15 protein-coding genes are annotated in these 13864 nt (G+C 72.5%); 8 read left to right on the top strand and 7 right to left on the bottom strand.

Going from position 1 to position 13864, the window contains the following annotated elements:
- Positions 1 to 120 precede the first annotated feature (120 nt).
- The 3 genes from AC6F7H_RS07315 to hisN form a co-directional block, all read right to left on the bottom strand.
- On the bottom strand, positions 121 to 537 hold the full coding sequence (locus AC6F7H_RS07315) for a Fur family transcriptional regulator (RefSeq protein ID WP_500755998.1): 417 nt from the start codon (positions 535 to 537) through the stop codon (positions 121 to 123).
- Positions 538 to 765: 228 nt separating this feature from the next.
- On the bottom strand, positions 766 to 1170 hold the full coding sequence (locus AC6F7H_RS07310) for a CBS domain-containing protein (protein ID WP_500755997.1): 405 nt from the start codon (positions 1168 to 1170) through the stop codon (positions 766 to 768).
- A gap of 166 nt (positions 1171 to 1336) precedes the next feature.
- Complete coding sequence (gene hisN, locus AC6F7H_RS07305) at positions 1337 to 2137, bottom strand: histidinol-phosphatase (RefSeq protein ID WP_500755995.1); 801 nt, start codon at positions 2135 to 2137, stop codon at positions 1337 to 1339.
- A gap of 250 nt (positions 2138 to 2387) precedes the next feature.
- Between hisN and AC6F7H_RS07300 the strand changes: the two genes are divergently transcribed.
- Positions 2388 to 3002, top strand: coding sequence for a TetR/AcrR family transcriptional regulator (locus AC6F7H_RS07300; RefSeq protein WP_500755994.1), 615 nt, complete (start codon positions 2388 to 2390; stop codon positions 3000 to 3002).
- 33 nt (positions 3003 to 3035) lie between these two features.
- On the opposite strand, the gene AC6F7H_RS07295 is transcribed toward AC6F7H_RS07300, so the two are convergent.
- The 4 genes from AC6F7H_RS07295 to AC6F7H_RS07280 all read right to left on the bottom strand — a co-directional run bounded on the left by AC6F7H_RS07295 (position 3036) and on the right by AC6F7H_RS07280 (position 6672).
- Positions 3036 to 3359 (bottom strand): DMT family transporter, encoded by a 324-nt coding sequence (locus AC6F7H_RS07295; protein ID WP_500755993.1) that lies wholly within the window; start codon positions 3357 to 3359, stop codon positions 3036 to 3038.
- 174 nt (positions 3360 to 3533) lie between these two features.
- Positions 3534 to 4544 carry a ribosome small subunit-dependent GTPase A gene (rsgA, locus tag AC6F7H_RS07290; RefSeq protein WP_500755991.1) on the bottom strand — a complete coding sequence of 337 codons (1011 nt, stop codon included), beginning with the start codon at positions 4542 to 4544 and terminating at the stop codon, positions 3534 to 3536.
- 11 nt (positions 4545 to 4555) lie between these two features.
- Positions 4556 to 5872, bottom strand: a complete 1317-nt coding sequence (aroA, locus tag AC6F7H_RS07285) for a 3-phosphoshikimate 1-carboxyvinyltransferase (RefSeq protein ID WP_500755989.1) — start codon at positions 5870 to 5872, stop codon at positions 4556 to 4558.
- A 77-nt stretch (positions 5873 to 5949) separates the two neighbouring features.
- Positions 5950 to 6672, bottom strand: coding sequence for a M50 family metallopeptidase (locus AC6F7H_RS07280; RefSeq protein WP_500755988.1), 723 nt, complete (start codon positions 6670 to 6672; stop codon positions 5950 to 5952).
- A gap of 104 nt (positions 6673 to 6776) precedes the next feature.
- Here AC6F7H_RS07280 and AC6F7H_RS07275 point away from each other — a divergent pair, with 104 nt between their 5' ends.
- The 7 genes from AC6F7H_RS07275 (at position 6777) to AC6F7H_RS07245 (ending at position 13769) form a co-directional block, all read left to right on the top strand.
- A complete protein-coding gene (locus AC6F7H_RS07275; protein ID WP_500755986.1) occupies positions 6777 to 7592 on the top strand; it encodes an SOS response-associated peptidase in 816 nt (271 codons plus the stop codon).
- A 22-nt stretch (positions 7593 to 7614) separates the two neighbouring features.
- Positions 7615 to 8400: an alpha/beta hydrolase family protein gene (locus tag AC6F7H_RS07270; protein ID WP_500761696.1), complete on the top strand. Its 786-nt coding sequence runs from the start codon at positions 7615 to 7617 to the stop codon at positions 8398 to 8400.
- A gap of 256 nt (positions 8401 to 8656) precedes the next feature.
- Positions 8657 to 9343, top strand: coding sequence for a sigma-70 family RNA polymerase sigma factor (locus AC6F7H_RS07265; RefSeq protein ID WP_500755984.1), 687 nt, complete (start codon positions 8657 to 8659; stop codon positions 9341 to 9343).
- A complete protein-coding gene (gene rsrA / locus AC6F7H_RS07260) occupies positions 9340 to 9693 on the top strand; it encodes a mycothiol system anti-sigma-R factor (RefSeq protein WP_500755983.1) in 354 nt (117 codons plus the stop codon). The genes AC6F7H_RS07265 and rsrA overlap by 4 nt, the downstream gene beginning before the upstream one ends.
- A 213-nt stretch (positions 9694 to 9906) precedes the next feature.
- A complete protein-coding gene (locus AC6F7H_RS07255) occupies positions 9907 to 11331 on the top strand; it encodes an HD-GYP domain-containing protein (RefSeq protein ID WP_500755982.1) in 1425 nt (474 codons plus the stop codon).
- Positions 11328 to 12578, top strand: coding sequence for an HD-GYP domain-containing protein (locus AC6F7H_RS07250; protein WP_500755981.1), 1251 nt, complete (start codon positions 11328 to 11330; stop codon positions 12576 to 12578). The genes AC6F7H_RS07255 and AC6F7H_RS07250 overlap by 4 nt, the downstream gene beginning before the upstream one ends.
- A gap of 210 nt (positions 12579 to 12788) precedes the next feature.
- Positions 12789 to 13769, top strand: a complete 981-nt coding sequence (locus tag AC6F7H_RS07245; protein ID WP_500755980.1) for a tetratricopeptide repeat protein — start codon at positions 12789 to 12791, stop codon at positions 13767 to 13769.
- Positions 13770 to 13864: the final 95 nt, after the last annotated feature.

Genomic DNA, 13864 nt, shown 5'->3' with positions numbered 1-13864 from the left:
TATGTCCCTGCTAGGGCTCCCAGGCACACGCGAAAGCCCCTCAGGGGCACGAAAGAGCCCCGGCGCACTGCCGGGGCTCTCGTGTACGTCCGGGAGGAGGGCGACGCAGGCCCGGGTGTCCTACGCTGCGGCGCAGTTCGGACAGACGCCTCGGTACGTCATCTCGACGCTCGAGATCGTGAAGCCGAAGCGCTCGGTGTCGGGGAGGTCGGCCAGCGGGTTGCCCGTCGGGTGCACGTCCCGGATCGCGCCGCACTGCGCGCACACCAGGTGGTGGTGCGGTCGATGGGCGTTCGGGTCGTAGCGCTTGGCTCGTTTGTCCGTGGCGACTTCCAGCACCTCACCGAGGGTGACCAGTTCGCCCAGGGTGTTGTAGACGGTCGCTCGGGAGATCTCCGGCAGCCGGGTGACGGCCCTGGCGTGCACCTCGTCGGCTGTCAGATGGACATGATCGCCGTCGAGGACCTCGGCCACCACACGACGCTGCGCGGTCATCCGCCATCCACGTCCGCGCAGTCGTTCCAGAAGGTCGCTCATGGACACCAGCCTAACAGCTAGAGGGACCAGGTCCCGAACGGGTGTGACTTTGGAGCGTTGCTTGACTTAGACACTGTCCATTGTAGGATCAGTGCTGGCTTTAGCCAAGGGTGAATACTTCGGTAAGCGGCTGGAAGCCGCGGTCCAGGCCCTGTGCGGCTGATTCCAGCGCTGGACCGCTTGCCGTTGCGGACGGGCCGGGCCCCCTTCCGGGGCCCGGCCCGTCGGTTACGCCGGCGTGCGCTGGGCGGCCTGCTGTCGTGCGGGGGCCCAGCAGCGGATGATGTCGCGCACCGAGACGATGCCGGCGGGCTCGCCCCGCTCCAGGACGATCAGATGGCGGAAGCCGCCGCGCGTCATGGCGTGAGCGGCGTCCTCGAGCGTCCAGGACGGGGCGGCGAAGACGACGTCGGTCGTGGTGTGGGAGTGGGCGTGCTCGGAGTCCGGGTCCTGCCCCAGTCCCAGGGAGTCGAGGATGTCGCGTTCGGTGAGAATGCCGATGCCGGTGCCGTCGGGGTCGAGGACCACGGCAGCGCCGACGCGACGGGTGGACATCAGGGCGGCGGCCTGGCGGAGCGTGTGGGCGGGGCCGATGGTGAGGACCACCGTGCTCATGGCGTCGCGGACGAGCATGGAACGGAGCCACCTCCTACCGGAAACCGTGCCGGCGGACCTCGGGCCGATCCGCCAGTTCACGGTTTCACAAGTTCACAAGTGGGGGGACTCTTACAGTCGCAGGCAAAGCGGGCGCCAACAAGAGGGCGTGTGCGGCGAATGAGGGCGCACCCTCGGGCGCACGTCAGTAGCGCTGGTTGAGATAGCCCAGCAGCTCGTCGTGCAGCAGCCCGTTCGAGGCGGCGGCGTTGCCGCTGTGCGGTCCGGGGCGGCCGTCGAGCCCGGTGAAGCTGCCGCCGGCCTCGGTGACCACGATCGCGGTGGCCGCCATGTCCCAGAGGGACAGCTCCGGTTCCGCGCAGATGTCCACCGCCCCCTCGGCGACCATCATGTACGGCCAGAAGTCGCCGTACGCGCGCGTGCGCCACACCTCGCGGGTGAGGTCGAGGAAGCCGTCCAGGCGCCCCTGCTCCTCCCAGCCGCTGAGCGAGGAGTACGCGAAGGAGGCGTCGGAGAGCTTGGAGACCCCGGACACCTGGAGTCGGGAGGCCTGGGACAGGCTGCGGCCGGTGAAGGCGCCGTGGCCCTGCGCGGCCCACCAGCGGCGGCCCAGAGCGGGAGCCGAGACGAGCCCGACGACGGGCTGGAAGCCCCCCTCTCCGGCCTCCATCAGTGCGATCAGCGTGGCCCAGACCGGGACGCCGCGTACGTAGTTCTTGGTGCCGTCGATCGGATCGATCACCCAGCGTCGCGGCCCCGTGCCCTCCACCCCGTACTCCTCGCCGAGGATCGCGTCCCTCGGGCGGGCACGCTTCAGGTGGCCGCGGATGACGTCCTCCGCGCCCTTGTCCGCCTCGGTCACCGGCGTCATGTCGGGTTTGGTCTCCACCTTGAGGTCGAGGGCCTTGAACCGGTCCATCGTCGCGGCGTCGGCGGCGTCCGCGAGGACGTGGGCGAGACGCAGGTCGTCAAGGTAGTCGGGCATGCAACGAACCGTATCTGCCGAGGTGGGGCCAGGGCCACCTAGGGTTCGCGGGGGCTGCGCGCCTGCTGTGCGCCGCCGTGTACGGATCGTGCGCGGGTCGCGTACTCCCCGCGCACGGGTCGTGTACCGGCCGAGCGGCCGGGACACCTCCCGCGGCACCGGAACTCCGCACCCCACGCGAACCCTTGACAGTGCCCGGCGCCGCGTCAAATCTGAAGCGCAGAGCCGCTCGCCCGCCCCGAGGGAGGCGATGATGCCTGCAGCGCGGGAATCTCTGCTGGACGCCGCTTACGCGGCACTCGCGCGTCGTCCGTGGTCCGCGGTGCGGATGGTGGACGTGGCCGCGGCCGCCGGGGTGTCCCGGCAGACCCTCTACAACGAGTTCGGCAGCAAGGACGGACTCGCCAGGGCCCTGGTCCGCAGGGAGGCCGACGGTTACCTCGCCGGTGTCGACCGCGCCCTCACCGTCCACCACGACCCCCGCGACCGGCTCACCGCGGCCGCCGAGTGGACCGCCGCCACGGCCGCCGGGAACGCCCTGGTCCGCGCCATGCTCACCGGCTGCTGGAGCGAGCGCCTGCCCTCCCCGGCCCTGGCGCCGGTCCGGTCCGGCTCCGCCGTGCCTGCCCAGCGCCGCGCCGACGGCCCCCTGCCCTCGCCCGTCGACCTCGTGGCCCTCGTCCGCGACCGCGCCGTGGCCGTCCTGGCCGGCCCCGGGGTGCCCAGGACCGACACTGCCGAGCTGGCCCGCTCCTGTGAGCTGGTGGTACGCCTCGCTCTGTCCTGTGTCGCCGCACCGCCGCCGACCGAGGGCGGCATCGCCGACCTGGTCCGCAGCGCCCTGAACCGTCAGCCGGTGCCGTAGCGGCGCATGCTCATGACGGTCGGCGTTCCGCGCTCACCGCGCCGATCCCGACAGCTGCAGCCCGACCACTCCGATGATCACGAGGGAGATCGACACGATCTTCAGCGTCGACACCAGGTCCCCCAGGAACACCATCCCGTAGATCGCCGTCCCCGCCGCCCCGATTCCCGTCCACACGGCGTACGCCGGCCCGACGTCGAGTTTCTTCAGGGACAGGGTCAGCAGGCCGAAGCTGCCCAGCGCGAACGCGCAGAAGGCGACCGTCGGCCACAGCCGTGTGAAGCCGTGGGACAGCTTCAGACACACGGCGAACCCGGTCTCCAGCAACCCGGCCACCACGACCATGAGCCACGCCATGTGTCGTCCTCCCGTTGTCCCCGCCGCCAGTGACCGTTTCGCCGGATTCGACGGCTTCGGATCCGGCTCGGTGCGATTATGCACTTACCGTCCGCACACCATGACAAACACGCGAGGGCCGACGACTCCGCGTCGTGGCCCGAGGGGGATCCGGCTGCTCCCGGCCGCTCCGGCTCAGTCGCCTTCCGTGCGCTCCCGCGTCGCCAGCAGCCTCCGCAGCGAGTACAGGCGCGCCGGGTCCGCGTGCCCCTCGGCGACCCAGGCGTCCAGCGCGCAGTCCGGTTCGTCGTGACTGCACGCGCGTGGGCAGCCCTCCGTACCCGGCTCCAGATCGGGGAAGGCGTGGATGACCCGGGACGGATCGACATGGGCGAGGCCGAACGACCGCACCCCGGGGGTGTCGACCACCCATCCCTCCGCGCCCGACAGGGGCAGTGCCAGGGCGGACGTCGTCGTATGGCGCCCGCGCCCCGTCACCGCGTTGACATGCCCGGTCGAACGCCGCCGCTCCTCCGGCACCAGCGCGTTCACCAGCGTCGTCTTACCGACCCCGGAGTGCCCCACGAACGCCGTGATCCGGCCCTCCAACTGCTCCCGCACCCGGTCGGCCGCCGCGCCGCTCTCCAGTTCCGCCCGGCTGGTGACGACGTACGGGATGTCGAGGTCGCCGTACAGCTCCAGCAGCTTGTCGGGCGGTGCGAGGTCCGACTTGGTCAGCACCAGCAGCGGGGTCAGCCCACCGTCGTACGCCGCGACCAGACAGCGGTCGATCAGGCGCGGGCGGGGCTCGGGGTCGGCGAGGGCGGTGACGACGGCCAGCTGGTCGGCGTTGGCGACGACGACCCGCTCGTAGGGGTCGTCGTCGTCCGCGGTACGGCGCAGTACCGACGTCCGCTCGGAGATGCGGACGATCCGCGCGAGTGTGTCCTTCCTGCCCGAGAGGTCGCCGACGATCGCCACCCGGTCACCGACCACCGCCGCCTTGCGGCCCAGCTCCCGGGCCTTCATGGCGAGCACGATCCGGTCCTCGACGAGGCAGGTCAGCCGGCCCCGGTCGACGGTGAGGACCAGGCCCTCCGCGGCGTCCTCGTGCTTGGGCCGGATGTGGGTGCGCGGCCGGTTGCCCTTGCGGTTCGGGCGGGAGCGGATGTCGTCCTCGTCGGTGTGTTTGCCGTAGCGGCGCATCGTCTGCGTTCCTATGCCCCGAGCATCCCGGTCCACAGGTCGGGGAAGTCCGGCAGGGTCTTCGCCGTCGTCGCCACGTTCTCGATCCGCACGCCCTCCACCGCGAGGCCGATGACCGCGCCGGCGGTCGCCATGCGGTGGTCCTCGTAGGTGTGGAAGACGCCGCCGTGCAGCGGGCGGGGGCGGATGTGCAGACCGTCGGCGGTCTCGGTGACGTCACCGCCGAGCTCGTTGATCTCCTTGGTGAGCGCGGCCAGGCGGTCCGTCTCGTGCAGCCGGAGGTGGGCCACGCCGCGCAGGGTGGACGGCGAGTCCGCGAGGGCCGCGACGGCGGCGACGCCCGGCGCCAGCTCGCCGACGTCGCCGAGGTCCACGTCGATGCCGTGGACCGACCCGGAACCGGTGAACACGAGTCCGTACTCGGTCAGCTCGCAGGAACCGCCCATGTCGGTGAAGATCTCCCGCAGCCTGTCACCGCCCTGGGTGGTGCGGGCGGGCCAGTCCGGGATGACGACCCGGCCGCCGGTCACCAGCGCCGCCGCGAGGAACGGCTGCGCGTTGGACAGGTCCGGCTCGATCGTCAGGTCCCGTCCGAGCAGGGCCCCCGGGGTGACCCGCCAGACGTTGGGCTCACCGCCCGACTCGGGGCTGTCCACCTGGGCGCCCACCGCGCGGAGCATGTCGACGGTCATCCGGATGTGCGGCAGGGAGGGGAGCGTCGAACCGGTGTGCCGGACCTCGACGCCCTGGTTGAAGCGCGGCGCGGACAGCAGCAGGGCACTGACGAACTGCGACGACGAGGACGCGTCCACCGACACGGTGCCGCCCTCCAGGGCGCCGCCGCCGTGCACGGTCAGCGGCAGCGCGCCGCGGCCGTCGTCGTCGATCCGGGCACCGAGGTGACGCAGCGCGTCGATGACGCCGTCCAGCGGGCGCTCGTAGGAACGAGGGTCGCCGTCGAAGCGGACGGGACCGTCGGCGAGGGCGGCGACCGGGGGGAGGAACCGCATCACCGTGCCGGCGTTCCCGACGTCGACGGTGGCCGGGCCGCGCAGGCCCGTGGGCAGCACCCGCCAGGCCTCACCGGTGCCGTCGGGGCCCACACCCTCCTCGATCTCGATGCCCATGGCCCGCAGCGCGCCCGCCATCAGCAGCGTGTCGCGGGAGCGGAGCGGACGGCGCAGCCAGCCGGGCTCGGAGGCGAGGGCGGCGAGCACGAGGGCACGGTTGGTGACCGACTTCGACCCGGGCACGTGGACCGTCGCGTCGACGGCTCCGCTCGCGTGCGGGGCGGGCCAAAGGGCGGTGTGCGCAGGGTTAGCGGTCATGCGCCCCACTTTAGTGGGGGCCCCGACCGCCGGGCGTGCCCGGGACCTCCGGGTCGGGTTCCCCGGCGCCTCCGGCGTCACAGCCCCAGCAGCCACCGTCCCCCGCCGAGCAGCGCACACAGCGACACGGCGTGGAACAGGAACAGCCACAGCCCCGCCGGTACGTGCGTCAGCCGGGACAACTGGTCCGCGTCCGAGTCCCCCGCACCCCCGCGCGCCCGCTTCGCCTGGAGTTCGAAGGCCGGACGCACCCCGCCGAGCAGCAGGAACCACACCACGGCGTACGCGAACGCCGCCTGGACCTGGGGGCCCGCCACCCAGGACACCAGGACGAAGGTGGCGCCGGTCACCAGTACCGTCAACGCCCCGTACGCATTGCGGATCATCACCAGCATCGCCACGAGCAGCAGCGTGGCCAGCCACAGCAGCAGGGTGATGCGCCCGGTGCCCAGCAGTGCCGCGCCGCCGAGTCCCAGCAGCGGGGGAGCGGTGTAGCCGGCCGCGGCGGTGAGGATCATGCCGATGCCGGTCGGCTTGCCGCGGCTGACGGTCAGGCCGCTGGTGTCCGAGTGGAGGCGTATCCCCGTGAGCGTGCGGCCGGTGAGCAGTGCCACGAGGCCGTGGCCGCCCTCGTGGGCGATGGTGATGGCGTTGCGGGAGAGCCGCCACAGCCCGTGCGGTGTGACGACGAGGAGCGCGGCGGCCAGTGTGGCGATCACCACCCACAGATCCGGGTCGGGCTGGGTGCCGGACACCTCGTCCCAGAGCGAGGCGAGCGAGGCGGATGCGGTGCTGTCCATGTTCGGTGGGGGCTCCTCGGGGTCGCGGACCGGAGGGGGCGGCGCGGAGCGCCTCGTTGAGAGGTGGTGGCCGGGAGACGGGTGGGCCTGGCAGTGTTGCACGTATGTGCGGACGGTATGCGGCGAGTCGCAGGCCCGAGGATCTCGTGGAGATCTTCGAGATCCAGAAGTGGGAGCCGGAGGAGACCCTGGAGCCCGACTACAACGTGGCCCCCACCAAAGAGGTCTTCGCCGTCCTGGACCGCGTGGTGAAGGACGCGGACGACCCGCGGCCGGTTCGGCAGCTGCGGAAGCTGAAATGGGGCCTCGTGCCGTCCTGGGCCAAGACGCCCGAGGGCGGGGCCCGGATGATCAACGCACGCGCGGAGACCGTGCACGAGAAGCCCTCCTACCGCCGCGCCTTCGCCACCCGCCGCTGCATCCTGCCCGCCGACGGCTACTACGAGTGGGTCACCGGCACGCAGGAGCGGGAACTGGAGGTCGAGGGCAAGAAGAAACGTCCTCGCAAGCAGCCGTACTTCGTGACGCCGGCCGACGGCTCGGTGTTCGCGATGGCCGGACTGTACGAGTTCTGGCGGGACCGGACGCTGCCGGACGACCACCCGCGGGCCTGGTGGGTGACGTGCTCCGTCATCACCACCGAGGCGGAGACCACGCCGCTCGCGGTGCCCCCGGCGGAGGGCCCGCTGGCCCTGGCCGACATCCACCCGCGGATGCCGCTGATGCTCACGCCGGACCGATGGGACGCCTGGCTGGACCCCTCCCGGACCGACACCGAGGACCTGCGCGGGCTGCTCGCCCCGCCGCCCCCCGGTCTGATGCGCGCCTTCCCGGTCTCCACGGCGGTCAGCAACGTCCGCAACAACGGCCCGGAGCTACTGAATGAGCTGGCCGCACCGGAAGAGGGCACGCTCTTCTGATGTGGCGAACGTGACGAACATGATGAACGCGACGAAAGCGAACAAGGAGCCCTCGGTCGAGGCCGCCGAAGCCGTCGAGACCGTCGAGACGGAAGCCGGTCCCGCCCGCATCACCTGGCACCCTGCCCGGCACGCCCCACGCCTCGTCCTCGCGCTGGGTCACGGTGCCGGCGGCGGCATCGAGGCGCGCGACCTGAAGGCCCTGGCCGCAGTGCTCCCCGCGCACGGAGTGACCGTGGCCCTGGTCGAGCAGCCCTGGCGGGTGGCCGGAAAGAAGGTGGCGCCCGCGCCGAAGACCCTGGACCTCGCCTGGCGGGGCATCTGGCCCGCGCTGACGAAGTCGGGCCTGCCGGTGATCTCGGGCGGGCGCAGCGCCGGAGCCCGCGTCGCGTGCCGGACCGCCGTCGAACTGGGCGCCCATGCCGTACTCGCCCTCAGCTTCCCCCTGCACCCGCCGGGCAGGCCCGAGAAGTCCCGCGCCGGGGAACTGCTCGGCGCCGCGGTCCCCACCCTCGTCGTGCAGGGGGGCAACGATCCGTTCGGCAAGCCCGGGGAGTTCCCCGAGTACGGGAGGGGCCGCGCACCGGGGGTCCCCTCAGACGTTCGGCTCCGGGGGAACGCCGGTGCGAGGGCGGTGGTGGGAGACGGGTGGGCGTACGAACTGGTCGAGGTGGCCCACGGTGACCACGGCCTCGGCGTTCCCAAGCGGGCGGACACCACGCAGGACGAGGCCCTGACGGTCGTCACCGACGCGGTCGTGCGGTGGGTCGACGCCCTCGGACGGCGGCGGCCCGGCCCCCGCGGGTAAAGCTTCGGGAATGTCCCGGCCCCCCGCGCTGTTGACCCCGACGTATCCGCCGGTCACCGGCACCGACGTCGTAGGAGAGGGAGTCCGCCGCATGGGGTCGACGTATTGCCCGAGGCGCAGCAGCCGTGCCGACCTGGACTGGACAGTGCTGCACGCGGCCAGGACCGCCCCTGTTCGGGCGGCGGGCGGACCGGATCGTCGTCTATCCTCCGATTCGAGTGGGACCGCTTTGGGTCGCACGACGAATCTGGAGGAGGTGGGTCCGGTTCCCGGTACCGGCGCAGGGACCGAACACGGCCAGGCGGAGCAGCCCGAGGGCAGGGGCGACAAGAGCGCCGAATCGCCTGCGGAGCGCAACGCGCGCTTCGAGCGGGACGCCCTCGAATTCCTCGACCAGATGTACTCGGCCGCACTGCGCATGACGCGCAACCCGGCGGACGCCGAGGACCTGGTCCAGGAGACGTACGCCAAGGCGTACGCGTCCTTCCACCAGTTCCGCGAAGGCACGAACCTCAAGGCGTGGCTGTACCGGATCCTCACCAACACCTTCATCAACTCGTACCGCAAGAAGCAGCGTGAACCGCAGCGCAGCGGCGCCGAGGAGATCGAGGACTGGCAGATCGCGCGTGCCGCGTCGCACATGTCGACCGGTCTGCGCTCGGCGGAGTCGCAGGCGCTCGACCACCTGCCCGACTCGGACGTCAAGGAAGCGCTCCAGGCGATTCCCGAGGAGTTCCGCATCGCCGTGTATCTCGCGGACGTCGAGGGCTTTGCCTACAAGGAGATCGCCGACATCATGGGCACACCCATCGGTACCGTGATGTCCCGGCTGCACCGTGGTCGCCGCCAACTGCGCGGCATGCTCGAGGACTACGCGCGCGAGCGCGGACTGGTCCCGGCGGGCGCCGGACAGTCGAACGAAGCGAAAGGCTCGAGGTCATGAGCTGCGGAGAGCCGCACGAGACGGATTGCAGCGAGATCCTCGACCATCTCTACGAGTTCCTCGACCGTGAGATGCCGGACGCCGACTGCGTGAAGTTCGAGCACCACTTCGAGGAATGCTCGCCGTGCCTCGAGAAGTACGGACTCGAGCAAGCGGTGAAGAAGCTGGTCAAGCGGTGCTGCGGGCATGACGACGTGCCGGGCGACCTGCGGTCCAAGGTCATGGGCCGACTCGACCTGATCCGTTCCGGCCAGGCCGTTCCCGATCAGGACGTCACTGCTTCTCCGGCCCAGGCCCCCCAGGCATCCGAGCTGTCCCAGGCCCCGCAGGCCACGCCGCAGGAGTCCTGAGACCGGCCGCCCGACCGGGTCGTATGGCAGCCCGACTCTGACCGACCTGGAAACCGTTCCCCGAAAACATCCCCCGAAAGGGGAGCGACTTCACCCGTACGCGCTAATCCGCGGACTCTGGGCCCGTGGAAGCGTCGTTCGCCCCCCTAGGCTCCAGAACCTGACAGACGGCAGGCCGTCGAGCGCGGCAGGCACAGTCGGGGGGAGGGGCTCATGGAGGCGTTACCGACGCGGGCCCGCGTGTATGTGACCGGTGTCGCCGTGGCGGGCCTGCTCTGTCTGCTGCCGCCGCACGTCGCGCAGATCGTGCACGGCCCGCAGATGCCGCACGTTCCCTGGCGTGAGTTCGCCTCGCTCGCCGTGCTGTACGCATGCTGTGAGCGCCTCGTCCGGTCCCGGTACCTCGGTGTCCCGAATCCGGGCGGCACCTTCCATCCCGTGCTGCTGGCCGCGGCCTTCCTGCTGCCGCCGTCCGCTGCCGCGCTGGTCGCGCTGCCCGGCGCGCTGCTCACTCCGGTGGAGCAGCGGCCGTTCCTCGCGCGGCGGATCTGGCGGGCCGGCCAGCTGACGCTCGCCGTGTGGGCCGCGAGCCGGGCGCACCAGGCGGCCGGCGGCCGGGACGCGATCGCGACCGGTGACGTGCCGGCGGCGCTGGGCGCGGTCGGCGCCTCGGTGCTGGTGTTCTGCCTGATCCTCACCCTGCTGGACCACGGCATCGTGGCGCTCACGGCCGGCGTGCCGCTTTGGCGCGGGAGCCCGGCCTCCCGGCCGGCCACCTGGCGGCGGCTGTTCCTGCGGTCGCTCGCGCCGGTCACCGTGCACGGGCTCGCCGGACTGATGATGGCCCTGCTGTGGCGCAGCCCCTACGGGCCGGTGGCCGCGCTGCTCGTACTGCTGCCGATGTGCGTCTCGTGGTGGGCGTTCGCCCAGTACCACCGGGAGCGGGCCGCCCACCAGGCGACGATCCGTGCGCTCGTGCAGGCCGTCGACATCAAGGACGGGTACACGCGCGGGCACAGTGAGCGGGTCGGGCAGGCCTCCACGATGATCGCGCGTGAGCTCGGCATGGACGACGAACGGACCGAGGTGCTGCGCTTCGCGGGCATCCTGCACGATGTCGGCAAGCTCGGTGTGCCCACCCGGCTGCTCACCAAGAACGGACCGCTGACCCCCGAGGAGCGGCGGGTGATCGAGCTGCACCCCGAGTACGGGCACGAGATGGTGCGGGGGATCTCCTTCCTGGGTGAGGCCCGCGCGGCGGTGCTGCACCATCACGAGCGGCTGGACGGAAGCGGCTACCCCTACGGGCTGGCGGGCGGTCAGATCCCGGAGTCCGCGCGGGTGGTGGCCGTCGCCGACGCCTTCGACGCGATGACCTCCACCCGGTCCTACAGCAGGGCCCGGCCGGTGCCCGTGGCGCTGGAGGAGCTCCAGCGGTGTGCGGGCGCCCACTTCGACCCGCGCATGGTGGAAGCGCTGGTACGGGCGATCGGCCGGGCCGGCTGGCATCCCGCGGTGACGGCCGAGGACGTCCGGCCCCCCGAGCCGCCCGCTCCCGCACCGGCCCCCGCCCTGGCTCCCGACGCCGCCCCCGACCCTGCCGGACCCGTCGCCGATCAGCCCCGGGCCCGCCGATGAGCCTCCGGCTGCACACCCTCGTGCACGCGTGCGCCGCCGTGCTCGCCACCGGCTGTCTCGGCGCCACCCTGTGGAACGGGATCACCGAACGCGGCATCGCCCTCGCCTTCGGGGTGCTCGTCGCCGCCGGCGAACTCACCCGGCACAACGGGCCGCACATCCGTCAGGCCGCACCGCTCGCCGCCGCCGGGGCACTGGCGTACGCGCTGCTCGGTGAGGCCGACGGGCGGTCCACCCACCACGACGCGGCCCAGATCGTCACCGTGGTCCTCGCCGGCTCCCTGCTCGGCAGCGTGCCGCACGTCGGGCGCGGCCCCGGACCCGCCCGCGACCACCTGGCACGCCGGACACTCACCGTCGGGTTCGTCGCCGTGTGCTTCCAGCCCCTCTACGGCCGAGGAACGTTCGACGACTGGGGTGGCTCCGCCCACGCGCTGCTGCTGCTCGCCCTGCTGTCCCTGTCCACGCTCTGCGACGCCGTGCTCGCCGCCGCACTGGCCCACTCCCGCACCGGTCGGCCCTTCCCGCCGGCGCTGCGCGACGAGCTGCGGGCCCTGCCCGGCATCGGGGCCGCCGTCGTCGCGACGGGCGCGGTGATGGCGCTCGGCGTCGCGGTCGTGGGACTGTGGGCGCTGCCCCTCCTGTCCGTACCGCTGCTGCTCGCGCAGCTGTCCTACCGGCGGTACGCCGCGATCCGGGCGACCTACCGGCAGACCATCACCTCCCTCGCGCGGGCCACCGAGATCGCCGGCTGCACCCCGGCCGGGCACGCCCGCAGGGTCGCCGAACTCAGCCAGTCGGTGGGCCGGGACCTGGGGCTGACCGAACCCGACCTGACGGTGCTGGAGTACGCCGCCCTGATGCACGACATCGGCCAGCTCAGCCTCGTCGACCCGGTGCCCGTGGGCGCCACCGCCGTCCTGCCCGTCCCGGAACAGCGGCGGATCGCCCTCCTCGGCGGCGCGGTGGTCCGCCAGACCGGCGTGGACCCGCGGGTGGCGGGGATCGTGGAGCGGCAGGCCGACCCCCACCGGGAGCAGCCGTTGGCCGCGCGGATCGTCCGGGTGGTGAACGCGTACGACGAGAAGTCCCGGGCAGGAGGGCCCGGCGGGCCGCTCACGGCACTGGAGGAACTGCGGCTGGGTGCCGCCGGGGAGTACGCGCCCCAGGTCGTCGAGTCACTGGCCCGGGTGCTGTCCCGGGAACGCCGGGACCTCGGAGAAAACGGAGACCGGTATGCGACCTGAGGGGATGAGGACATCGGCACGGGGACGGCGCCGGGGTGCGAGGGCGGGTGCCGGGCGTGGCGAGAGCCGCGAACGGGACGGTCTTACCCGGCCCGGGGCTGGGTAACCCATGGGTAATGAGCGCCGTTCCGGCCGTACGTGGTTGGATGCGAAGGAGACGGTGTCCGGGGGGCTAGGCCGCCCACCGAACGGAACTGGCAGGCGGGAATCGTGAGGATCTTCGGCAAGGGACGGAACCGGCCCTCCGCCTCCTGGCGGCAGGCCACGGACCGCGCGTTCACACTCATCGGCGACGGCCGGTACGAGGACGCGGGCGCGCTGCTGACCCGGGCCGCCGATCTGGAACCCTGGCTGTCGGAGTCCTGGTTCAACCTCGCGCTGCTGCACAAGTTCCGGCACGACTGGGAGCAGGCACGGGCGGCGGGCCTCAGGGCCGTCGCGCTGCTCGACCGGGACACCGGGGCGCCCGACTGGTGGAACGTCGGCATCGCCGCCACCGCCCTGCAGGACTGGCCGCTGGCCCGCCGCGCCTGGCAGGCTTACGGGCTCCGGGTGCCCGGGAGCCCCACCGGCTCGGGTGAGCCGCTCGGCATGGACCTGGGCAGCGCGGCCGTACGGCTGTCCCCGGAAGGGGAGGCCGAGGTCGTCTGGGGGCGGCGGCTGGACCCCGCGCGGATCGAGGTGCTGTCCATTCCGCTGCCGTCCTCCGGCCGCCGCTGGGGCGAGGTCGTCCTGCACGACGGGGTGCCGCACGGCGAGCGGAGCACGGTCGCCGGACACACCTACCCGGTGTTCGACGAGATCGAGCTGTGGGCGCCCTCACCCGTGCCGACCTGGGTGGTCCTGCTGGAGGCGGCCGACGAGGCCGACCGGGACGCCCTGGAGCAGCTGGCCGCGGACGCGGGATTCGCCGCCGAGGACTGGTCGTCCTCGGTGCGGCTGCTGTGCCGGATGTGCTCGGAGTCCCGGATGCCGTCCGACGAGGGCGAGGGCGAGCACCTCGACCCGCACGACCACAGCGAGCCCGGCCACCCCGGGCCGCTCGGTCACCGCACCGACGGGCAGCTGTGGGTGCCGGAGCGGGAGTGCGGGCTCGCCGCGCCCGCCTCGCTGGTCCGCGGCCTGCTGGACGGCTGGGTCGCGGACAGCCCGGACTCACGCGACTGGCGGGACCTGGAAGAGGTTTGCTAGGCCGGCTCCCGGGGCCGCGCGCCGGGCGCAGACCAGGTCGGGGACCGGGGCCGGCGGGGCGGCCGGCCACCGTACCCTGTATCAGCACCACCCCC

Source organism: Streptomyces sp. MMS24-W38 (assembly GCF_059889265.1).
This window is presented reverse-complemented; position numbering and strand designations above follow the sequence as displayed.

What these genes read in the sequence shown, in the direction of transcription:
- AC6F7H_RS07315 (WP_500755998.1), bottom strand. Translation starts at nt 537, where the DNA reads ATGAGCGACCTTCTGGAACGACTGCGCGGACGTGGATGGCGGATGACC.
- AC6F7H_RS07310 (WP_500755997.1), bottom strand. Translation starts at nt 1,170, where the DNA reads ATGCTCGTCCGCGACGCCATGAGCACGGTGGTCCTCACCATCGGCCCC.
- hisN (WP_500755995.1), bottom strand. Translation starts at nt 2,137, where the DNA reads ATGCCCGACTACCTTGACGACCTGCGTCTCGCCCACGTCCTCGCGGAC.
- AC6F7H_RS07300 (WP_500755994.1), top strand. Translation starts at nt 2,388, where the DNA reads ATGATGCCTGCAGCGCGGGAATCTCTGCTGGACGCCGCTTACGCGGCA.
- AC6F7H_RS07295 (WP_500755993.1), bottom strand. Translation starts at nt 3,359, where the DNA reads ATGGCGTGGCTCATGGTCGTGGTGGCCGGGTTGCTGGAGACCGGGTTC.
- rsgA (WP_500755991.1), bottom strand. Translation starts at nt 4,544, where the DNA reads ATGCGCCGCTACGGCAAACACACCGACGAGGACGACATCCGCTCCCGC.
- aroA (WP_500755989.1), bottom strand. Translation starts at nt 5,872, where the DNA reads ATGACCGCTAACCCTGCGCACACCGCCCTTTGGCCCGCCCCGCACGCG.
- AC6F7H_RS07280 (WP_500755988.1), bottom strand. Translation starts at nt 6,672, where the DNA reads ATGGACAGCACCGCATCCGCCTCGCTCGCCTCGCTCTGGGACGAGGTG.
- AC6F7H_RS07275 (WP_500755986.1), top strand. Translation starts at nt 6,777, where the DNA reads ATGTGCGGACGGTATGCGGCGAGTCGCAGGCCCGAGGATCTCGTGGAG.
- AC6F7H_RS07270 (WP_500761696.1), top strand. Translation starts at nt 7,615, where the DNA reads ATGAACGCGACGAAAGCGAACAAGGAGCCCTCGGTCGAGGCCGCCGAA.
- rsrA (WP_500755983.1), top strand. Translation starts at nt 9,340, where the DNA reads ATGAGCTGCGGAGAGCCGCACGAGACGGATTGCAGCGAGATCCTCGAC.
- AC6F7H_RS07255 (WP_500755982.1), top strand. Translation starts at nt 9,907, where the DNA reads ATGGAGGCGTTACCGACGCGGGCCCGCGTGTATGTGACCGGTGTCGCC.
- AC6F7H_RS07250 (WP_500755981.1), top strand. Translation starts at nt 11,328, where the DNA reads ATGAGCCTCCGGCTGCACACCCTCGTGCACGCGTGCGCCGCCGTGCTC.